Below are 18,889 nucleotides of genomic sequence, written 5' to 3'. Positions count from 1 at the left end.
AGGCAACGCGGTGTCTCTGTGAATCCGCGGTGATGCCTTCGCGAGCAAGCTCGCTCCCACATAGAAATCAGTGCTGCAAATCAGCTGTCCAGCGCCTTGTACTTCTCGCGCAGGTGGTTACGGATGTACACCGCCGACAGGTTCAGGGTGGCGATCACCAGCACCAGCAACAGCGCCGTGGCGTACACCAGCGGCCGCGCAGCCTCGACGTTCGGGCTCTGGAAGCCGACATCGTAGATGTGGAAGCCCAGGTGCATGATCTTCTGATCCAGGTGCAGGTACGGGTAGTTGCCGTCCACCGGCAGCGATGGCGCCAGTTTCACTACACCCACCAGCATCAGCGGCGCCACTTCACCGGCGGCGCGAGCCACGGCGAGGATCATGCCGGTCATCATGGCCGGACTGGCCATCGGCAGAACGATCTTCCACAGGGTTTCAGCCTTGGTAGCGCCCAGAGCCAGCGAGCCTTCACGCACGGTGCGCGGGATACGCGCCAGACCTTCCTCGGTGGCCACGATCACCACCGGCACCGCCAGCAGCGCCAGGGTCAACGAAGCCCAGAGCAGACCCGGCGTACCGAAGGTCGGTGCCGGCAGCGCTTCAGGGAAGAACAGACGGTCGAGCGAGCCACCCAGTACGTAGACGAAGAAGCCCAGACCGAACACGCCGTAAACAATCGCCGGAACACCCGCCAGGTTGTTCACCGCGATCCGGATAACCCGGGTCAGGGTGTTCTGCTTGGCGTATTCACGCAGGTACACCGCTGCCAGCACGCCGAACGGGGTCACGATCATCGCCATGATCAGAGTCATCATCACGGTGCCGAAGATCGCCGGGAAAATCCCGCCTTCGGTGTTCGCTTCACGCGGGTCGTCGGACAGGAACTCCCAGACCTTGCTGAAGTAGAAACCGATCTTGGTGAACGTACCCATCGCGTTCGGCTGGTAGGCGTGAACCACTTTGCCCAGGCCGATTTCGATTTCCTTGCCGTTCGCATCACGAGCGGTCAAGGCGTCACGGTTGAACTGCGCGTGCAGGTCGGCCAGACGGGCTTCGATGTCCTGATAGCGGGCGTTCAGCTCGGCGCGCTCGGATTCCATGTCCGCTTGCGCGGTGGCGTCGAGCTTGCCTTCCAGCTCCAGCTTGCGACCGTGCAGACGGATGCGCTCGAGGCCGGCGTTGATCGCGCCGATGTCGGTTTTTTCCAGCGACTTGAGCTGCGAGGCGAGGCCGTTCACACGGTTGATCCGCGCTTGCAGCTCTGGCCAGGCGGCTTCGCCTTCGGCGATCACCTTGCCGTCCTGTTTGACGTTGACCAGGTAGCCGTAGAAGTTGCCCCACTCACGACGCTCCAGCGCCATCAGTTCCACCGGCGTGGTCTGGTTGGTCAGCCACTCGCCGACGATCCAGGTGAAGTCGTTGCCGTTCAGGTCACGGTTGCCGACCTTGATCAGCTCGCGGGTCATGAATTCCGGACCTTCGTCCGGCACCGGCAGGCCGGCGCTCTTCAGACGGGCGCGCGGTACTTCTTCTTTCTGCACCACTTCGCCCACGACCAGATGCTGGCCCTGGCCCGGTACGTCATAGCTGGCGTGGATCAGATCCGCCGGCCAGAAGTGACCCAGACCGCGCACGGCGATCACCGCCAGCAGGCCAATGGTCATGATGACCGCGATGGACACCGCGCCGCCGCTGATCCAGACGCCGGGGGCGCCGCTCTTGAACCATCCTTTCAGGGAGTTCTGTTTCACAGACTTCTACCTTTGCTTAAAGCGACGAGTATTTCTTGCGCAGACGCTGACGAATCAGTTCCGCGAGGGTGTTCATGACGAAGGTGAACAGCAGCAGCACCAGCGCCGAGAGGAACAGCACGCGGTAGTGGCTGCCGCCGACTTCCGACTCCGGCATTTCCACCGCGACGTTGGCGGCCAGGGTGCGCAGGCCTTCGAACAGGTTCATTTCCATGACCGGGGTGTTGCCGGTGGCCATCAGCACGATCATGGTTTCGCCGACCGCACGGCCCATGCCGATCATCAGCGCCGAGAAGATGCCCGGGCTGGCGGTCAGGATCACCACGCGAGTCATGGTCTGCCACGGCGTGGCACCGAGGGCCAGCGAGCCCAGGGTCAGGCCGCGCGGCACGCTGAACACGGCGTCTTCGGCGATCGAGTAGATGTTCGGGATCACCGCAAAACCCATGGCCAGACCGACCACCAGAGCGTTGCGCTGGTCGTAGGTGATGCCCAGGTCGTGGGAGATCCACATGCGCATGTCACCGCCGAAGAACCAGTTTTCCATGAACGGGCTCATGTACAGCGACAGCCAGCCCACGAACAGGATCACCGGGATCAGCAGCGCACTTTCCCAACCGTCCGGGACTTTCAGGCGGATCGACTCAGGCAGGCGGCTGAAGGTAAAACCGGCAATCAGAATGCCGATCGGCAGCAGCATCAGCAGGCTGAAGATGCCCGGCAGATGCCCCTCCACATACGGTGCGAGGAACAGGCCAGCGAAGAAGCCGAGGATCACCGTCGGCATCGCTTCCATCAGCTCGATCACCGGTTTGACCTTGCGGCGCATGCCCGGGGCCATGAAGTACGCGGTGTAGATCGCAGCGGCGACGGCCAGCGGTGCAGCCAGCAGCATCGCGTAGAACGCGGCTTTCAGGGTGCCGAAGGTCAGTGGCGACAGGCTCAGTTTCGGTTCGAAATCGGTGTTGGCCGCAGTCGATTGCCAGACGTATTTAGGCTCGTCGTAGTTCTCGTACCAGACCTTGCTCCACAGCGCGCTCCACGAGACTTCCGGGTGCGGGTTGTCGAGCAGCAGCGGTTGCAGCTTGCCGCCGGCTTCGACGATCACGCGGTTGGCCCGCGGCGACAGACCGAACAGGCCCTGGCCTTCGACGACCTGATCGACCAGCAAGGTGCGGTGCGCGGTGCTGTGGAACACGCCGAGCTTGCCGCTGGCATCCAGGGCCAGGAAGCCCTTGCGACGTTCTTCGGCGGAAATTTCAACGATCGGCGTAGTGCCCATCTGGAAGGTGCGGATCTGCTTCAGGCGCAGCTCGCCATCGGTATCGCGGGCCATGAACCACTGGGCCAGGCCACCTTTCGAATCACCGACGATCAGCGAAATGCCACCCACCAGTTGCGTGGCGGCGGTGACTTCGGCTTCGCCGTTTTCAAGCAGCTTGTATCGACCGTTGAGGCTCTTGTCGCGCAGGCTGAACACGTCGGCCTGGGCACGACCGTTAACCACGTACAGCCACTGCTGGCGCGGGTCGACGAAGATGTTTTTCACCGGCTCGGTCATCTGCGGCAGATCGATACGCTTCTGCTCGTTGGTGACTTCGCCGGTCATAATGTTTTCTTCGCTGGTCAGCGACAGCACATTGAGTTGCGAACCGGTGGAACCGACCAGCATCAGGGTCGAATCGGTAGCGTTGAGGCTGACGTGCTCCAGCGCACCGCCGCTTTCATTCAGCGCAATCGGTGCATCGCCATACGGATACTCGATGGCCGGGGTGATGGTTTTCTTGCCATCCGGGTAGCTGACTTTATAAGTGTGACGGAACACCAGCGCCTGACCGTTGGACAGGCCCACGGCCACCAGCGGATGGCCCGGCTGGTCTTCGCCGATGGAGGTCACACTGGCGCCTGCCGGCAAGGGCAGATCGACGCGCTTCAATTCAGCGCCACTGTCGATGTCGAAGAACAGCGCCTGGCCCTTGTCGGAAACGCGCATGGCCACCTGATTCTGCTCTTCGAGCGAAATCATCAGTGGCTTGCCGGCGTCCTGCATCCAGGCCGGGGTGATTGCATCTTTCGCGCTCAGGTCAGCACCTTTGAACAGCGGCGCGACCACGTAGGCGAGAAAGAAGAAGATCAGGGTGATGGCTGCCAGCACCGCCAGACCGCCGACGAGGACGTACCAGCGGGTGAAGCGATCCTTGAGCGCGCGAATGCGGCGCTTGCGTTGCAACTCAGGCGTATTGAAGTCAATGCGCTTGGGAGGGTTCGTAGTCATTTTGGAATTGGCCAGATCATTCATGCGCACACCCTAGCGATCCTGTATGACAGAAAGATGACAATGCAGTGACGCACCAAATCCGCCGCCAGCAGGGCACTGGCAGTGGATAGAAGAATTCGGGGAGTGTGGGGGCGAACTTGCTCGCGAAAGTGCTGGTTCAGTCAACGAAAGTGTTGATTCTGAAGGCCTCTTCGCGAGCAGGCTCGCTCCCACAGGAGTCAGGCGGGATTCACCCCCTGACTCAGTTTGTTACTTTTTTGCGACTTCAGCGCCGCCTTCCTGCAGACCCAGGTCAGCCAGTGCTTTTGCAGCAACCTTGGCTGGCAGCGGGATGTAGCCGTCTTTCACTACCACTTCCTGGCCCTGTTTCGACAGAACCAGTTTCACGAACTCGGCTTCCAGCGGGGCCAGAGGCTTGTTCGGGGCTTTGTTGACGTAAACGTACAGGAAACGCGACAGCGGGTACTTGCCGTTCAGGGCGTTTTCTTCGGTGTCTTCGATGAAGTCAGTGCTGCCCTTCTTCGACAGAGCAACGGTTTTCACGCTGGCGGTCTTGTAGCCGATGCCCGAGTAACCGATGCCGTTCAGCGAGGAGCTGATCGACTGCACGACCGAAGCCGAACCTGGTTGTTCGTTGACGTTAGGCTTGTAGTCGCCTTTGCACAGGGCTTCTTCCTTGAAGTAGCCGTAGGTGCCGGATACCGAGTTGCGGCCGAACAGTTGAACCGGCTTGTTGGCCAGGTCGCCGGTCACGCCCAGGTCACCCCAGGTTTTCACGTCGGTCTTGGCGCCGCACAGACGGGTGGACGAGAAGATCGCGTCAACCTGTTCCATGGTCAGGTGCTGGATCGGGTTGTCCTTGTGAACGAAAACAGCCAGGGCGTCCACGGCAACCGGGATAGCGGTTGGCTTGTAGCCGTATTTCTGTTCGAAGGCTGCCAGTTCGGTGTCCTTCATCTTGCGGCTCATCGGGCCCAGGTTGGAGGTGCCTTCAGTCAGCGCAGGTGGCGCAGTGGCGGAGCCAGCGGCCTGAATCTGGATGTTTACGTTCGGGTATTCTTTTTTGTAGTTCTCAGCCCAGAGGGTCATGAGGTTGGCCAGGGTATCGGAGCCGACGCTGGACAGGTTGCCCGACACACCAGTGGTCTTGGTGTAGCTCGGGATAGCAGGGTCAACAGCGGCAACCGCGTTGGCAGTCGCAACGCCAGCAGCGACAAAAGTCATTGCCGCCATCAAACGCTTCAGTTTCATGCCTTACTCCTAGCAGATAGGGTGTGTTAAGTCGGGGCCAAGTATCAGCAGGCCGTGTGAACACTCTATGGCTGAAATATGACAATTGGATGAAAGGCCAGCATTGAGGTTTTACTGAATGATTCGGGCGGCCCAAATCGCGAGCAGGCTCGCTCCCACAGTTGAAATGCATTCCAGTGTGGGAGCGAGCCTGCTCGCGATGCGGCCGGTATTAGCGAAAAGAATTACGGATCAGCGCCCCTTGCTCCACAGCCACGCGCCGACCAGGATCCCCATCCCGCACAGCACCGCCACGTAATAGGCAGGCCCCATCGCGCTTTCTTTCAGCAGCAGGCTGACCACCATCGGGGTCAGGCCGCCGAAGATCGCGTAAGCGACGTTATAAGAGAAGGACAGACCACTGAAGCGCACCACCGGCGGGAATGCTTTCACCATCACATAAGGCACCGCGCCGATGGTGCCGACCAGGAAACCGGTCAGCGCATACAGCGGGAACAGCCAGTTCGGGTGATCGCCGAGGCTGTGATAGAAAGTCCAGGAACTGGCCAGCAAGCCCAGGCAGCCGAACACGAACACTCGACCGGCACCGAAGCGATCCGCCAGCGCACCGGAAATGATGCAGCCGAAGCTCAGGAACACGATCGCCAGGCTGTTGGATTGCAGCGCGGTGGTCGGCGAGAAGTGATAGACCGTTTGCAGCACGGTCGGGGTCATCAGGATCACCACGACAATACCGGCAGACAGCAACCAGGTCAGCAGCATCGACACTGCGATCGCCCCGCGATGGTCACGCAGCACAGCGCGCAACGGCACTTCTTCGGCCAGCGCCTTACGCTGTTGCAGTTCAGCGAACACCGGAGTTTCGTGCAGCCAGCGACGCAGGTAGACCGAGAACAGGCCGAACACGCCACCCAGCAGGAACGGGATCCGCCAGGCGTAATCCGAAACTTCCGTTGGCGTGTAGATGCTGTTGATCGCCGTGGCGACCAGCGAGCCGAGCAGAATGCCCGCCGTCAGGCCGCTGGTCAGGGTGCCGCAGGCGTAGCCGATGTGCTTGCCGGGTACGTGTTCGGAAACGAAGACCCACGCCCCCGGTACTTCACCGCCAATTGCCGCGCCCTGGATGACGCGCATCAACAGCAGCAGGATCGGCGCCCACAGGCCGATCTGCGCGTAGGTCGGCAGCAAGCCCATGATCAGGGTCGGTACGGCCATCATGAAAATGCTCAGGGTGAACATTTTCTTGCGCCCCAGCAGGTCGCCGAAGTGCGCCATCACGATCCCGCCCAGCGGCCGTGCGAGGTAGCCGGCGGCGAAGATGCCGAAGGTCTGCATCAGGCGCAGCCACTCGGGCATGTCGGCCGGGAAGAACAATTTGCCGACCACGGTGGCAAAGAACACGAAGATGATGAAATCGTAGAACTCCAGCGCGCCCCCCAGGGCCGATAGCGACAGAGTCTTGTAGTCATTGCGGGTCAACGGTCGTGCGGGTTGGTCGGGCTGCGCGAGGCTCGAGGGCGCTGTGGTCATGGCAAGGTCTTCTCTTATAGTCGGATCTGCCGCCACAACAACGCTGGCTGCGGCTCGGGCAGGTCCGGCACCATAGCAAATTGTTCGAAAAAGCACATAGAGGCGCGTATTTGCCGGTCGAAATGAGAACCGGACGGTCGTCGCGGAGTCTACCGACCGATATACTCGCAACCTTGCTCCGGTTTGTAAGGGGTTGCTGTGCGAAAACGTCGTTGGCCCGACCCTTGCTCGGGATTAGCCGGTTTCGCAGAGTTTCTCCTTAGGCGCCTGATGGAAAACGTGACGAACGTAGTATGTTCGGTGCTGAATCGTTTTTCCCGAAGACGGCTACCACCAGCAATACCCAACGAAGAGTCACGGGTCAGAGGCACCCCCGGCATGATAGAGCTCGAACAAGAAGATCCGATCCCGCAAGGCGACCTGGCCCTGCAAATCACCGCGCTTCCCCGCGAAACCAACGGCTTCGGCGATATTTTCGGCGGCTGGCTGGTGGCGCAGATGGACCTGGCCGGCACTGCGATGGCCAGCCGTGTTGCCGGTGGCCGTGTCGCGACCGTCGCCATCGATCGTATGGCGTTTCTGGTGCCGGTGGCTGTCGGCGCGCAATTGTCCTTTTATACCCAGACCCTGGAAATCGGCCGCAGCTCGATCCAGATGATGGTCGAGGTGTGGAGCGACGATCCGCTGTCCAGCGAGTGGCGTAAAGTGACCGAAGCGGTGTTCGTATTCGTTGCCATCGATGGCAGTGGCCGCACCCGTTCGGTTCCGCCACGCGCACGTTAAACCTCGCGGCCGTTTCACGGTCGATAGTCGTCCAAGTTGCTGATCGAGAGTTGTCCCATGAACACGCCCAACGTTGAAGCCGTGAAACTGGATGAACTGAACTGCTGGCGCATCCGCCACGGTCAGGCCGAAGTGCTGGTGGCCCAGCAAGGCGCGCACATCCTCAGTTATCAGGTGGACGGCCAGCCGCCGCTGATCTGGCTGAACGACAAGGCCGCGTTCAAGACCGGCAAGAGCATCCGCGCCGGCGTGCCGGTGTGCTGGCCGTGGTTTGGCGTCTTCGCCCGCAACCCGCAGAGCGTGCAGGCGATGCGCGTCAGCGAAGAACCGGCCGCCGCCCACGGGTTTGTCCGGGCGATGGATTGGGAACTGGGCGGCATCGAAACCGAAGGCGAAAGCCTGAAAGTGGAATTCAAGCTGCCCTACCCCGAGGGCGGTTTTCCGGAATGGCCCCATCAGGTCGACCTGACCTTGACTCTGCGCCTCGACGATCAGTTACACATCAGCCTGACCAGCCACAACCGTGGTGCCGACACCGTCAGCATCAGCCAGGCGCTGCACAGCTATTTCGCGGTCAGCGATGTGCGCAACGTGCGGGTCGAAGGCGTGGATGGCCTGGATTACATCGAGACGCTGGATGACTGGAAGACTCACACCCAGCAAGGTGACCTGCGTTTTTCCGGGGAAACCGACCGCATCTACCTCGATACCCCGCCGCAACTGAGCATCGTCGATCCGGCCTGGGAACGGCGCATCGTGCTGACCGCTACCGGTTCACGCACGGCGGTGATCTGGAACCCTTGGATCGACCGCGCCGCTGCGTTCAGCGACATGGACAACGATGGTTGGCAGCGGATGCTGTGCATCGAGACGGCGAACGTGATGAACGACGTGGTGAACCTGGCGCCGAATGCCAGCCACACCATGGGCGTCAGCGTCGGCAGCAAGCCGCTTTAACCAATACCGCAAAACAAAATGTGGGAGCGAGCCTGCTCGCGAATGCGTTATGTCAGCCACCATTTAAGTATCTGATACACCGCTTTCGCGAGCAGGCTCGCTCCCACAGTTGTTTTGGGGTGACTATTAAAGATCGGACTCTTGCACCACCCGCACTTTGTCCGCCTCCAGCGCATACGCCGCATCGGCGAGGTCATTGCTGACTTTCTCGATCTTCAGCGTGCCGGTCACCCACAGCGGCGTGTAGATGTCATCCAGCTTCAAGCCTTTCGGATAACGCACCAGCACCAGTTGATTCGGCGGCGGTGGCGGCACGTGGATGCACGCGCCCGGGTACGGCACGAGGAAGAACAGCGTGCTACGGCCCTTGGCGTCGGATTCCAGCGGCACCGGATAACCACCGATGCGGATGTGCTTGTCGTTCATCGACGCCACGGTCTTGGTCGAATACATCACCGCCGGCAAACCCTTGGCCTGCTTCATCCCACCCTTCTCGGTGAAGGTGCCGGTGGCTTCCGGGGAGTTGTGGTCGATTTCAGGCATGGCCTCGAGGGCTTTCTGATCCGACTTGGGCATCAGCTCCAGCCAGTCGGTTTCCGGCAGATCGCCGGCGTGGGCCAGACCGCTGCCCAGCAAAAGGAGAGTCAACAGAAGACGGCGCATGAAGGTGCTCGGTAAAGGATGCTCGAATAAGGAGGGAACGCTGAATCGCCGAGCATTCTAGCCCTCCCCGCCGGATTGGCAGAGAGGGCTTTGTCGCTTTGGATCAGTTCTTTTTGATCAGGCCGTAGATCACCAGCAACACGATCGCGCCGACCAGCGCGCCGATGAAGCCGGCGCCCTGACCTGCCTGATAGATGCCCAGGGCCTGGCCGCCGTAGGTGGCTGCCAGCGAACCGCCGATACCGAGCAGGATGGTCATGATCCAGCCCATGCTGTCATCGCCCGGTTTCAGGAACCGCGCCAGCAGGCCGACGATCAGGCCGATAAAGATGGTTCCGATAATTCCCATGGCATTTCCCTCTGAATGGTAGATATGCGTTGAAGCCTAGTCAGACTTTCGCATCCTGCCATCAGAGAACGGCGGTCCCGCAATGGTTCCGCCGCTGCCAGATGAAACTGTCGTTACTCGGCGATCAGCGCTTCGACCTTGAGGATCTGCTCCTCGAGAGTCGCCTTGTCCTTGCAGCGCAGGTTGGCGTGACCGACCTTGCGCCCGGCCTTGAAGGCCTTGCCGTAGTGATGCAGGTGGCAATCGTCGATGGCAATGACCTTCTCGACCGGCGGAACCACACCGATGAAGTTGAGCATCGCGCTCTCGCCGACCTTGGCGGTCGAACCCAGCGGCAGACCGGCAACGGCCCGCAGGTGGTTTTCGAACTGGCTGCACTCGGCGCCTTCGGTGGTCCAGTGCCCGGAGTTGTGCACACGCGGGGCGATTTCGTTGGCCTTGAGGCCGCCGTCGACTTCAAAGAATTCGAACGCCATCACGCCGACGTAGTCCAGTTGCTTGAGCACGCGGCTGGAATAGTCTTCGGCCAGGGCCTGCAACGGGTGATCGGTGCTGGCGACCGACAGCTTGAGGATGCCGCTGTCGTGAGTGTTGTGCACCAATGGATAGAACTTCGTCTCGCCATCACGAGCGCGCACGGCGATCAGCGACACTTCGCCGGTGAACGGTACGAAGCCTTCCAGCAGGCAGGCAACGCTGCCCAGTTCGGCGAAAGTACCGACCACGTCTTCCGGCTTGCGCAGGACTTTCTGACCCTTGCCGTCGTAACCCAGGGTGCGGGTTTTCAGCACGGCCGGCAGACCGATCGACGCGACGGCGGCGTCCAGGTCGGCTTGCGACTGGATGTCGGCGAATGCCGGGGTCGGAATCCCCAGGTCCTTGAACATGCTCTTCTCGAACCAGCGGTCACGAGCGATACGCAGGGCTTCGGCGCTCGGGTAGACCGGCACGAATTGCGAAAGGAACGCCACGGTTTCAGCCGGGACGCTTTCGAACTCGAAGGTCACCAGATCGACTTCATCGGCCAATTGGCGCAGATGATCCTGATCGCCGTAATCGGCCCGCAGGTGTTCGCCCAGCGCAGCGGCGCAAGCGTCCGGCGCAGGGTCGAGGAAAGCGAAGTTCATGCCCAGCGGAGTGCCCGCCAGGGCCAACATGCGACCCAACTGGCCGCCACCGATTACACCGATCTTCATCTCAACAACCTCAGGCAATACGTGGGTCTGGATTGTCCAGGACGCTGTCTGTCTGCTCGGCACGGAAGGTTTTCAGTACCGCGTGGAATTGTGGATGCTTGGCGCCCAGGATGCTCGCTGACAGCAGGGCTGCGTTGATCGCACCCGCCTTGCCGATGGCCAGGGTGGCAACCGGAATGCCGGCCGGCATCTGCACGATCGACAGCAGCGAGTCGACGCCAGAAAGCATGGCCGACTGCACCGGTACGCCCAGCACCGGCAAGTGGGTCTTGGCCGCACACATGCCTGGCAGGTGGGCTGCGCCACCGGCACCGGCGATGATCACCTCGATGCCGCGGCCTTCAGCCTCTTCGGCGTACTGGAACAGCAGATCCGGGGTGCGGTGGGCGGAAACCACCTTGACCTCGTAAGGGATGCCGAGCTTTTCCAGCATATCGGCGGTGTGGCTAAGGGTGGACCAATCGGACTTGGAGCCCATGATCACGCCAACCAGTGCACTCATCGTCGCGCCTCTTCTCTCTGGGCGCCCGCAGGCGCGTCAAAAACAACAAGCCACGCAGGATGCGTGGCTTGTTGTAGGAAAAATGGCCGGACGAACCGGCCGAAGGCCGCGCAGTATACCGCAAAGAAAGCAATAAACAGCCCCCGTTGCGACCATCTGTCATCTGAACCTTGCCACACATTTTGCTGACTCGAGGTTCAAGAATATTGCTTCGTTTTTTTCACGCGGGAAACATGATCAACAGGTCGAATGGAGAGCGTGCTCAAATTTTCGCATGACTTCATGTAATAAAAATAAAAACATTCCCAAGAGCCAAAACAATACTTAGATGATATACAACCAAACATGAAATAAAAACAGAGCACCCACCAACAAATCAAAAACAAACAACTTATATTACACAGCAAAAAATCCATATTAAAAACACTTCCAAAACCGCAATGGCAGGACAGTCGGCACCATCACGCCTGCCCATCACTATCAAGTCAATTAAACTCATCCAAAGGATCCGAACATGGCCAAACAGCCTTTAACACTGAATGTCTTCATCCATGAGGACTTATCGGACGACAGCAGAAGAGGCTTGTACAGCACTTATTTTTCCTGGTTTACCGACGAAATCCAGGAACTCTCCGGCCGCAAGCTATCAGTCAATATGTTCAGCCCGTCAGAAGCAGAAACCTTGAGTAGCTTTGATTATAAAAAAATGTCTGCTTCCGGCTCTTTGGCTGCTTGGGCAGAAAAACTAAGAAACCATTTCGGCTCCCAGCTCCTGAAAGACTCACACACCAGATTCAACAAGTATCTACTGCTGACCCGCGACAATATAAATCAGAGCACAATGGGAATTGCACAAAAAAAGGGTTACGCAAGTTTAGCCTCGATAAGAAGCAACATGGTTCCTGCTCACGAAGCAGGCCACATGTTCGGCGCAACTCATGAAGACAGCGAAATCCTGTACAACGGCTGGTGGAGCGAAACAATCATGACGGATGATGACTTCTCACCACTTCGAAGCAATGCCAAGCGCTTCAGTGATAAAAATAGAGAAAACATTCGCAATTACCTGGACAAACCGATTGCACAGCGAGTCGTGCCGCGCCCCGTAGCCGACTGGGACGACAGTTGAGACTGATGCAAACCTGCCGCATCCCACGAGCTCCCGTATTTTAATCAAGCTCATCCGACTTGGCAGAGGCGAAACACAGGATTCGCCTCTGATTTCATTCAGTTATTGCCACTCGCCGCGCCACCCTCAAGCTTGCGCCACAGCAAGCGCACGTTGGCCTTGCGCACCAGTGCGCAGCGGTACAGGCGAATCTCCAGCGGCACATGCCATTGGGCACCACCGCAGACCACCAGCTCACCCCGGGCCAGCTCGGCCCGCACGCTCAGTTGCGGCACCCAGGCAATGCCGAGGCCTTCCAGAGCCATGCTTTTCAGGCTGTCGGCCATGGCGGTTTCATAGATCGTGGTGAAGCGCAGCTGACGCTGACGCAGCAAGCCATTCACAGACCGCCCTAGAAACGCCCCGGCGCTGTATGCCAGCAACGGCACACTGCCCTCGCCTTCCAGATCGAACAGCGGCTTGCCATTGGCATCTGCCGCACATACCGGAAGCATTTCGGTCTGGCCCAGGTGCAGCGACGGGAAGATCTCCGGGTCCATCTGCATCGCCGCGTCCGGGTCGTAGAACGCCAGCATCAGATCGCAGCCACCTTCACGCAGCGCGTGCACCGCGTCGCCGACGTTGGTCGCCACCAGCCGCGTGGCGATGTTCAGGCCTTCATTGCGCAGTTGCGCGATCCAGCGCGGGAAGAAACCGAGGGCCAGCGAGTGCGCCGCCGCGACCTGAATCACTTCGCCCTGTCCGCCTTCCAGATGATGAAGATGGCGCAGCACTTCGCCGAGCTGTTCGACCACGGTGCGCGCGGTCACCAGAAACAGTTGCCCCGCCGCCGTCAGCTCGATCGGTGTACGCGAGCGGTTGACCAGTGTCAGCCCGAGCGCAGCCTCCAGGCTACGAATCCGCCGGCTGAACGCCGGCTGAGTCACGAAGCGCCGTTCGGCCGCCTGAGAGAAGCTGCGGGTGGCAGCCAGAGCACTGAAGTCCTCGAGCCATTTGCTTTCCAGATTCATCACGTCCTCCCGGACACGCACCAAAACAGGTCACACGTCTGCCGCGCCCGCGGCGTCACACGGGCATTATGCCGAATGTGCATAGGGCAGTGTTTAACAGCATTGGCCCAAAAATTCCCACAAGCCTAGCATTCGCAGCGTTCCGGCACAGACCGGGTCCATATCGAGATGATTTCTATCATGTCCTCCGCTGCATCATTCCGCACAGAAAACGACCTGCTTGGCGCCCTCGAAGTCCCTGCTCAAGCGTATTACGGCATCCAGACCCTGCGAGCGGTGAACAACTTCCGCCTCTCGGGCGTTCCGATTTCGCACTACCCGAAACTGGTTGTCGGTCTGGCAATGGTCAAACAGGCCGCTGCTGACGCCAACCGCGAGCTGGGTCACCTGAGCGAAGCCAAGCACGCTGCCATCAGCGAAGCCTGTGCACGTCTGATCCGCGGCGATTTCCACGAAGAGTTCGTGGTGGACATGATTCAAGGCGGCGCTGGCACTTCGACCAACATGAATGCCAACGAAGTGATCGCCAACATTGCTCTGGAAGCAATGGGTCACCAGAAAGGCGAATACCAGTACCTGCACCCGAACGACGACGTGAACATGGCGCAGTCGACCAACGACGCCTACCCGACCGCAATCCGTTTGGGTCTGCTGCTGGGTCACGATGCGCTGCTGGCCAGCCTCGACAGCCTGATTCAGGCATTCGCGGCCAAGGGTGAAGAATTCAACCACGTCCTGAAGATGGGTCGTACCCAGCTGCAAGACGCCGTACCGATGACTCTGGGTCAAGAGTTCCGTGCTTTCGCCACCACCATGGGTGAAGACCTGGCCCGTCTGAAGACGCTGGCCCCGGAAGTCCTGACCGAAGTGAACCTGGGCGGCACCGCGATCGGCACCGGCATCAACGCCGACCCGCGCTACCAGGCCCTGGCCGTACAGCGTCTGGCCCTGATCAGCGGTCAACCGCTGGTTCCAGCTGCCGACCTGATCGAAGCCACCTCCGACATGGGCGCCTTCGTGCTGTTCTCCGGCATGCTCAAGCGCACCGCGGTCAAGCTGTCGAAGATCTGCAACGACCTGCGCCTGCTGTCCAGCGGCCCGCGCACCGGCATCAACGAAATCAACCTGCCGGCGCGTCAGCCAGGCAGCTCGATCATGCCAGGCAAGGTCAACCCGGTGATCCCGGAAGCCGTGAACCAGGTTGCGTTCCAGGTCATCGGTAACGATCTGGCGCTGACCATGGCAGCCGAAGGCGGCCAACTGCAACTGAACGTGATGGAGCCGCTGATCGCCTTCAAGATCCTCGACTCGATCCGCCTGCTGCAACGCGCCATGGACATGCTGCGCGAGCACTGCATCGTCGGCATCACCGCCAACGAAGCGCGCTGCCGCGAGCTGGTCGAACACTCGATCGGTCTGGTCACTGCACTGAACCCGTACATCGGCTACAAAAACGCCACCCGCATCGCCCGTATCGCCCTTGAAAGCGGCCGCGGCGTGCTGGAACTGGTGCGCGAAGAAGGTCTGCTCGACGAAGCCATGCTCGCCGACATCCTGCGCCCGGAAAACATGATTGCTCCGCGTCTGGTGCCTCTGAAGGCCTGATCCGACGCGTTACTTGTAGCACCGCTCACCAGGTCGAGGGACTAGACACCTCTCACCTTTTGAGGGCTTGGAGATCATTCTCCAAGCCCTTTTTTTTAACTATTGAGTAGCAAAATCGTCTTCTGTGGGAGCGAGCCTGCTCGCGATAAACGATTACGCGGTTTGCCTGTTGAACCGCAGCGTCTGCATCGCGAGCAGGCTCGCTCCCACAAGAGCCCGACGCCGGTAACGTCGGGTGTTTCAAAGCTTCGTTTCGTCGCTTGCACCACAACCGTGCAGACGGGCGCCGCACTGATCGGTATAGTGCCGCCCCTCTTCGCGTGAGCGGTCATCGGTAACGAGGCCATAACCCATGCGAAACCCGAACTAATAACAAACCCGCGATATGGATCCGGGACGAAACCCTCGCCTCGCCCGTTGTGCCGCGCGCACACCGGTGTAACGCGATGTTTCCGACCATCCAGCATTTGCTTACACAATAAACAGCGAGGAAAAATCCATGCTCGAAGTCATCAACGACTTCCTCTCAGGGAAAGTACTGATCGTGCTCATTGTCGGGCTCGGTAGCTACTTCACGATTCGCTCGCGTTTCGTTCAATTGCGCCACTTCTTCCACATGTTCGCGGTGTTCCGCGACAGCCTCAAAGGCAGCGCCGGTCAACTCAGCTCGTTCCAGGCCCTGATGCTCAGCCTCGCCGGCCGTGTCGGTGCAGGCAACATCGCCGGTGTCGGCATCGCCGTGACCCTCGGTGGTCCGGGTGCGGTGTTCTGGATGTGGGTGACCGCTCTGGTCGGCATGTCCAGCAGCTTCTTCGAATGTACCCTGGCCCAGGTCTACAAGCGCGCCGATGGCGACGGCCTGTACCGTGGTGGTCCGGCTTACTACATCCAGCACGGCCTGAAGCTCAAGGGCATGGCGGTGGTGTTCTCGATCCTGCTGCTGGTCACCTACGGCTTCGCCTTCATCGGCCTGCAGTCCTACACCGTGACCCACTCGCTGCAAAACGCCTTCGCTTTTGACCCGCAACACACCGGTATCGTCCTGGCAGTGCTGCTGGCCATTACCTTCATCGGCGGCATCAAGCGCATCGCGTCGGTGTCCGACCTGCTGGTACCGATCAAGACCCTGGCTTACATCGGCGTGACCCTGTACGTGATCGGCACCCAGATCGAACACGTGCCAGCCATGCTGGAAACCATCTTCAAGAGCGCCTTCGGTCTCGACCCGGCCTTCGGCGGCCTGCTCGGCAGCGCGATTGTCATGGGCGTGAAGCGTGGCGTGTTCGCCAACGAAGCGGGCCTGGGCAGTGCGCCGAACGTTGCCGCCGTGGCCGCCGTGAAGCACCCGGGCGCTCAGGGCGTGGTTCAGGCGTTCAGCGTGTTCCTCGATACCTTCGTGATCTGCACCTGCACCGCGCTGCTGATCCTGCTGTCGGGCTTCTACACCCCGGGCTTCGAAGGTGACGGCATCGTCCTGACCCAGAACTCGCTGGCCGCCGTGGTCGGTGACTGGGGCCGCATGTTCGTCAGCGTCGCGCTGTCGCTGTTCGTCTTCACTTGCATCCTCTACAACTACTACCTGGGCGAAAACAGCCTGCAGTTCCTCACCCGCAACCGCGCTGCGCTGATGACTTTCCGCGGCCTGGTGCTGGCGCTGGTGGTCTGGGGTTCGATGCAGGACCTGTCGACCGTGTTCGCCTTCGCCGACATCACCATGACCTGCCTGGCCTTCGTCAACCTGGTGGCCCTGGCGATGCTGTTCAAGGTCGGAATGCGCGTGATGCGCGACTACGACGCACAGCGCCGCGCCGGTGTTGACCAGCCAGTTTTCGACTCCAGCAAGTTCAGCGACCTGGACCTGGACCTGAAGGCTTGGCCTGCCAATCCGTCGGCCGGTACCCAGGTTGACTCTCAGCCGCAAGGCATCCCTGCAGCGCAACGCTGATGGATGAATGACGGGCGCATCCCCGCTCCCGTCAGTTACAGTTCGAAAAACTGTGGGAGCGAGCCTGCTCGCGAATGCAGTCGTTCAGTTGATACATATGCTGACTGACGCACCGCTTTCGTCGGATCGCCGCCCGGAGCAAGCTCGCTCCCACAGGACCTCATTGTTTCGGAGAATCCCCATGAATTCCTCGACCTACCCTGCCGCCCAGCACGTCATGGTGCTGTACACCGGTGGCACCATCGGCATGCAGGCCAGCGCCAACGGCCTGGCCCCGGCCTCCGGTTTCGAAGCGCGGATGCGCGATTACCTGCACAGCCAACCTGAGCTGGTGGTGCCACAGTGGCGCTTTCGCGAGATGTCGCCGCTGATCGACAGCGCCAATATGACCCCGGCCTACTGGCAGCAACTGCGTGAAGCAGTGGTCGACGCCGTCGATGTGCAAGGCTGCGACAGCGTGCTGATCCTGCACGGCACCGACACCCTGGCCTACAGCGCCGCCGCCATGAGCTTCCAGTTGCTCGGCCTGCATGCCCGCGTGTGTTTCACCGGTTCGATGCTGCCGGCCGGCGTCACCGACAGCGACGCCTGGGAAAACCTCAGCGGCGCACTGGTCGCCCTCGGCCACGGCCTGGCGCCGGGCGTGCATCTGTATTTCCACGGCGAACTGCTGGCGCCGACCCGTTGCGCGAAAGTGCGCAGCTTCGGCCGTCATCCGTTCAAACGCCTGGAGCGTCAGGGCGGCGGCGTGAAAGCCACTTCCCTGCCGGCCGCGTTGAACTACAACCAGCCCAAGCAACTGGCCAGGGTGGCGGTGTTGCCGCTGTTCCCGGGCATCGGCGCCGAGATCATCGACGGCTTGCTCGACAGCGGCATTCAGGGTTTGGTGCTGGAATGCTACGGCAGCGGCACCGGGCCGAGCGACAACCCGCAATTCCTCGCCAGCCTCGGCCGGGCGCGGGACAACGGCGTGGTCGTGGTTGCGGTCACGCAGTGCCATGAAGGTGGTGTGGAACTGGATGTGTATGAAGCCGGCAGCCGTTTGCGTGGTGTAGGCGTGCTGTCCGGTGGCGGCATGACTCGCGAGGCAGCGTTCGGCAAGTTGAATGCTTTGCTGGGCGCGGGACTTGAAATAACAAGCGTTCGGCAGTTCGTGGAACTGGATCTATGTGGAGAACTGTCTTTGTAAGTTGATCTGTTCTGCGGTCAACTCATCAATGAAGATAAAGACACCCCTCCTTACTGCAATGGAGGGGTATCGACTATTTTGCAGGCTTAACCACAAAGAGTTTCGCTTTTAATTTTGCCGTTTCCTGATTTTGGGGATCACCGCGGTAAAGAGTTGCGTCAACGTCGCACTGAAACCTTCCTGTGCTGGCATCAAAGGACACACCTGAAAACCTTGCTGTGTCCGCATGCCAACGGCTGGGATCATTATCAAAAACAGAATTAAAAAAATCGCCATAACCCATACGAAAATCATACATATCCGAGTATAAAGCTGATTGATTGACCTCCAGGTTAATACCGGAATCATTGCTTCTGAACAGGAGCAGCCACCTCTTTCCGTTTTTGTCTTCATGCTCCACCCATGAATCGGCCTCAGATTCAAAAGGCTGGTCATCCAGCGTCCCTTTCATGCTCCCCTCACCTACAGGATTCTTTCCTTTTCCGTATTTTTCCAATACGTTTTCAATATAAGTACGACGATCTTCGACTTCTTTGTTTTTCGAATTCATTTCTTCACTCCCCTTTATGAAACATTCCACACATTACGACTACAAACTGAGCGTAGACCCAGACAAACACAAATCAAACAAAAAGACTTAAATAAAGACAATTAGCAACTAATCGACAAACGGCGTCCATATACTTAAAAACCTGTTACTTCTGACAGTCGCCAAAACAACTATTTCGCATTAAGTTAAACAGGCGGGAGC

The 18,889-nt window shown here is 59.8% G+C and carries 16 protein-coding genes; 6 read left to right on the top strand and 10 right to left on the bottom strand.

The genetic code is table 11. From position 1 onward, the window contains the following. Window positions 1-80: 80 nt before the first annotated feature. The 4 genes from pstA to N8H71_RS04665 form a co-directional block, all read right to left on the bottom strand. Complete coding sequence (gene pstA / locus N8H71_RS04680) at window positions 81-1,751, bottom strand: phosphate ABC transporter permease PstA (RefSeq protein WP_074689923.1); 1,671 nt, start codon at window positions 1,749-1,751, stop codon at window positions 81-83. Window positions 1,752-1,767: 16 nt separating this feature from the next. Beyond that, window positions 1,768-3,801, bottom strand: coding sequence for an ABC transporter permease subunit (locus tag N8H71_RS04675; protein WP_262193239.1), 2,034 nt, complete (start codon window positions 3,799-3,801; stop codon window positions 1,768-1,770). 477 nt (window positions 3,802-4,278) lie between these two features. After that, window positions 4,279-5,280, bottom strand: a complete 1,002-nt coding sequence (locus N8H71_RS04670) for a phosphate ABC transporter substrate-binding protein PstS (protein ID WP_007954316.1) — start codon at window positions 5,278-5,280, stop codon at window positions 4,279-4,281. Between the two features lie 231 nt (window positions 5,281-5,511). Then, a complete protein-coding gene (locus N8H71_RS04665) occupies window positions 5,512-6,810 on the bottom strand; it encodes an MFS transporter (protein WP_262193117.1) in 1,299 nt (432 codons plus the stop codon). A gap of 378 nt (window positions 6,811-7,188) precedes the next feature. Between N8H71_RS04665 and N8H71_RS04660 the strand changes: the two genes are divergently transcribed. Both N8H71_RS04660 and N8H71_RS04655 read left to right on the top strand, forming a co-directional pair. Further along, window positions 7,189-7,593, top strand: coding sequence for an acyl-CoA thioesterase (locus N8H71_RS04660; protein ID WP_003229628.1), 405 nt, complete (start codon window positions 7,189-7,191; stop codon window positions 7,591-7,593). 57 nt (window positions 7,594-7,650) lie between these two features. Continuing rightward, a complete protein-coding gene (locus tag N8H71_RS04655) occupies window positions 7,651-8,550 on the top strand; it encodes a D-hexose-6-phosphate mutarotase (protein WP_262193116.1) in 900 nt (299 codons plus the stop codon). A 126-nt stretch (window positions 8,551-8,676) separates the two neighbouring features. Here N8H71_RS04655 and N8H71_RS04650 read toward each other — a convergent pair whose 3' ends face one another. From N8H71_RS04650 to purE, 4 genes are all read right to left on the bottom strand, one after another. Beyond that, complete coding sequence (locus tag N8H71_RS04650) at window positions 8,677-9,213, bottom strand: DUF3299 domain-containing protein (protein ID WP_102357864.1); 537 nt, start codon at window positions 9,211-9,213, stop codon at window positions 8,677-8,679. A gap of 103 nt (window positions 9,214-9,316) precedes the next feature. Beyond that, complete coding sequence (locus N8H71_RS04645; protein ID WP_003229635.1) at window positions 9,317-9,562, bottom strand: GlsB/YeaQ/YmgE family stress response membrane protein; 246 nt, start codon at window positions 9,560-9,562, stop codon at window positions 9,317-9,319. 113 nt (window positions 9,563-9,675) lie between these two features. Then, the gene (locus N8H71_RS04640) at window positions 9,676-10,758 is read right to left on the bottom strand and encodes a 5-(carboxyamino)imidazole ribonucleotide synthase (protein ID WP_262193114.1); all 1,083 of its coding nucleotides are present in this window, start codon (window positions 10,756-10,758) and stop codon (window positions 9,676-9,678) included. Between the two features lie 10 nt (window positions 10,759-10,768). Next, window positions 10,769-11,260 carry a 5-(carboxyamino)imidazole ribonucleotide mutase gene (gene purE / locus N8H71_RS04635; protein WP_007954291.1) on the bottom strand — a complete coding sequence of 164 codons (492 nt, stop codon included), beginning with the start codon at window positions 11,258-11,260 and terminating at the stop codon, window positions 10,769-10,771. A 514-nt stretch (window positions 11,261-11,774) separates the two neighbouring features. Here purE and N8H71_RS04630 point away from each other — a divergent pair. Then, window positions 11,775-12,389 (top strand): hypothetical protein, encoded by a 615-nt coding sequence (locus N8H71_RS04630; RefSeq protein ID WP_262193112.1) that lies wholly within the window; start codon window positions 11,775-11,777, stop codon window positions 12,387-12,389. Window positions 12,390-12,487: 98 nt separating this feature from the next. Here N8H71_RS04630 and N8H71_RS04625 read toward each other — a convergent pair whose 3' ends face one another. Beyond that, a complete protein-coding gene (locus N8H71_RS04625; protein ID WP_262193110.1) occupies window positions 12,488-13,399 on the bottom strand; it encodes a LysR substrate-binding domain-containing protein in 912 nt (303 codons plus the stop codon). Window positions 13,400-13,579: 180 nt separating this feature from the next. On the opposite strand from N8H71_RS04625, the gene aspA reads away from it, so the two are divergent. The 3 genes from aspA to N8H71_RS04610 all read left to right on the top strand — a co-directional run bounded on the left by aspA (window position 13,580) and on the right by N8H71_RS04610 (window position 18,138). Continuing rightward, window positions 13,580-15,004 (top strand): aspartate ammonia-lyase, encoded by a 1,425-nt coding sequence (aspA, locus tag N8H71_RS04620; protein WP_085716175.1) that lies wholly within the window; start codon window positions 13,580-13,582, stop codon window positions 15,002-15,004. Between the two features lie 499 nt (window positions 15,005-15,503). Beyond that, window positions 15,504-16,949, top strand: coding sequence for an alanine/glycine:cation symporter family protein (locus N8H71_RS04615; RefSeq protein WP_262193108.1), 1,446 nt, complete (start codon window positions 15,504-15,506; stop codon window positions 16,947-16,949). Between the two features lie 181 nt (window positions 16,950-17,130). Then, window positions 17,131-18,138, top strand: coding sequence for an asparaginase (locus N8H71_RS04610; protein ID WP_262193107.1), 1,008 nt, complete (start codon window positions 17,131-17,133; stop codon window positions 18,136-18,138). Window positions 18,139-18,211: 73 nt separating this feature from the next. Here the strand turns inward: N8H71_RS04610 and N8H71_RS04605 are convergent, their stop codons facing one another. Then, the gene (locus N8H71_RS04605; RefSeq protein WP_262193106.1) at window positions 18,212-18,688 is read right to left on the bottom strand and encodes a hypothetical protein; all 477 of its coding nucleotides are present in this window, start codon (window positions 18,686-18,688) and stop codon (window positions 18,212-18,214) included. Window positions 18,689-18,889: the final 201 nt, after the last annotated feature.

Source organism: Pseudomonas koreensis (assembly GCF_025447595.1).
Classification (GTDB): Bacteria; Pseudomonadota; Gammaproteobacteria; order Pseudomonadales; family Pseudomonadaceae; genus Aquipseudomonas; species Aquipseudomonas koreensis_H.
The sequence above is the reverse complement of the archived record's forward strand: the minus strand, read 5'-3'. Positions and strand labels throughout refer to the sequence as shown.

Excerpts from the sequence above, each read along its gene's own strand:
- N8H71_RS04675 (WP_262193239.1), bottom strand. The coding sequence starts at position 3,801 with ATGCAGGACGCCGGCAAGCCACTGATGATTTCGCTCGAAGAGCAGAAT.
- N8H71_RS04670 (WP_007954316.1), bottom strand. The coding sequence starts at position 5,280 with ATGAAACTGAAGCGTTTGATGGCGGCAATGACTTTTGTCGCTGCTGGC.
- N8H71_RS04665 (WP_262193117.1), bottom strand. The coding sequence starts at position 6,810 with ATGACCACAGCGCCCTCGAGCCTCGCGCAGCCCGACCAACCCGCACGA.
- N8H71_RS04660 (WP_003229628.1), top strand. The coding sequence starts at position 7,189 with ATGATAGAGCTCGAACAAGAAGATCCGATCCCGCAAGGCGACCTGGCC.
- N8H71_RS04655 (WP_262193116.1), top strand. The coding sequence starts at position 7,651 with ATGAACACGCCCAACGTTGAAGCCGTGAAACTGGATGAACTGAACTGC.
- N8H71_RS04650 (WP_102357864.1), bottom strand. The coding sequence starts at position 9,213 with ATGCGCCGTCTTCTGTTGACTCTCCTTTTGCTGGGCAGCGGTCTGGCC.
- N8H71_RS04645 (WP_003229635.1), bottom strand. The coding sequence starts at position 9,562 with ATGGGAATTATCGGAACCATCTTTATCGGCCTGATCGTCGGCCTGCTG.
- N8H71_RS04640 (WP_262193114.1), bottom strand. The coding sequence starts at position 10,758 with ATGAAGATCGGTGTAATCGGTGGCGGCCAGTTGGGTCGCATGTTGGCC.
- purE (WP_007954291.1), bottom strand. The coding sequence starts at position 11,260 with ATGAGTGCACTGGTTGGCGTGATCATGGGCTCCAAGTCCGATTGGTCC.
- N8H71_RS04630 (WP_262193112.1), top strand. The coding sequence starts at position 11,775 with ATGGCCAAACAGCCTTTAACACTGAATGTCTTCATCCATGAGGACTTA.
- N8H71_RS04625 (WP_262193110.1), bottom strand. The coding sequence starts at position 13,399 with ATGAATCTGGAAAGCAAATGGCTCGAGGACTTCAGTGCTCTGGCTGCC.
- aspA (WP_085716175.1), top strand. The coding sequence starts at position 13,580 with ATGTCCTCCGCTGCATCATTCCGCACAGAAAACGACCTGCTTGGCGCC.
- N8H71_RS04615 (WP_262193108.1), top strand. The coding sequence starts at position 15,504 with ATGCTCGAAGTCATCAACGACTTCCTCTCAGGGAAAGTACTGATCGTG.
- N8H71_RS04610 (WP_262193107.1), top strand. The coding sequence starts at position 17,131 with ATGAATTCCTCGACCTACCCTGCCGCCCAGCACGTCATGGTGCTGTAC.
- N8H71_RS04605 (WP_262193106.1), bottom strand. The coding sequence starts at position 18,688 with ATGAATTCGAAAAACAAAGAAGTCGAAGATCGTCGTACTTATATTGAA.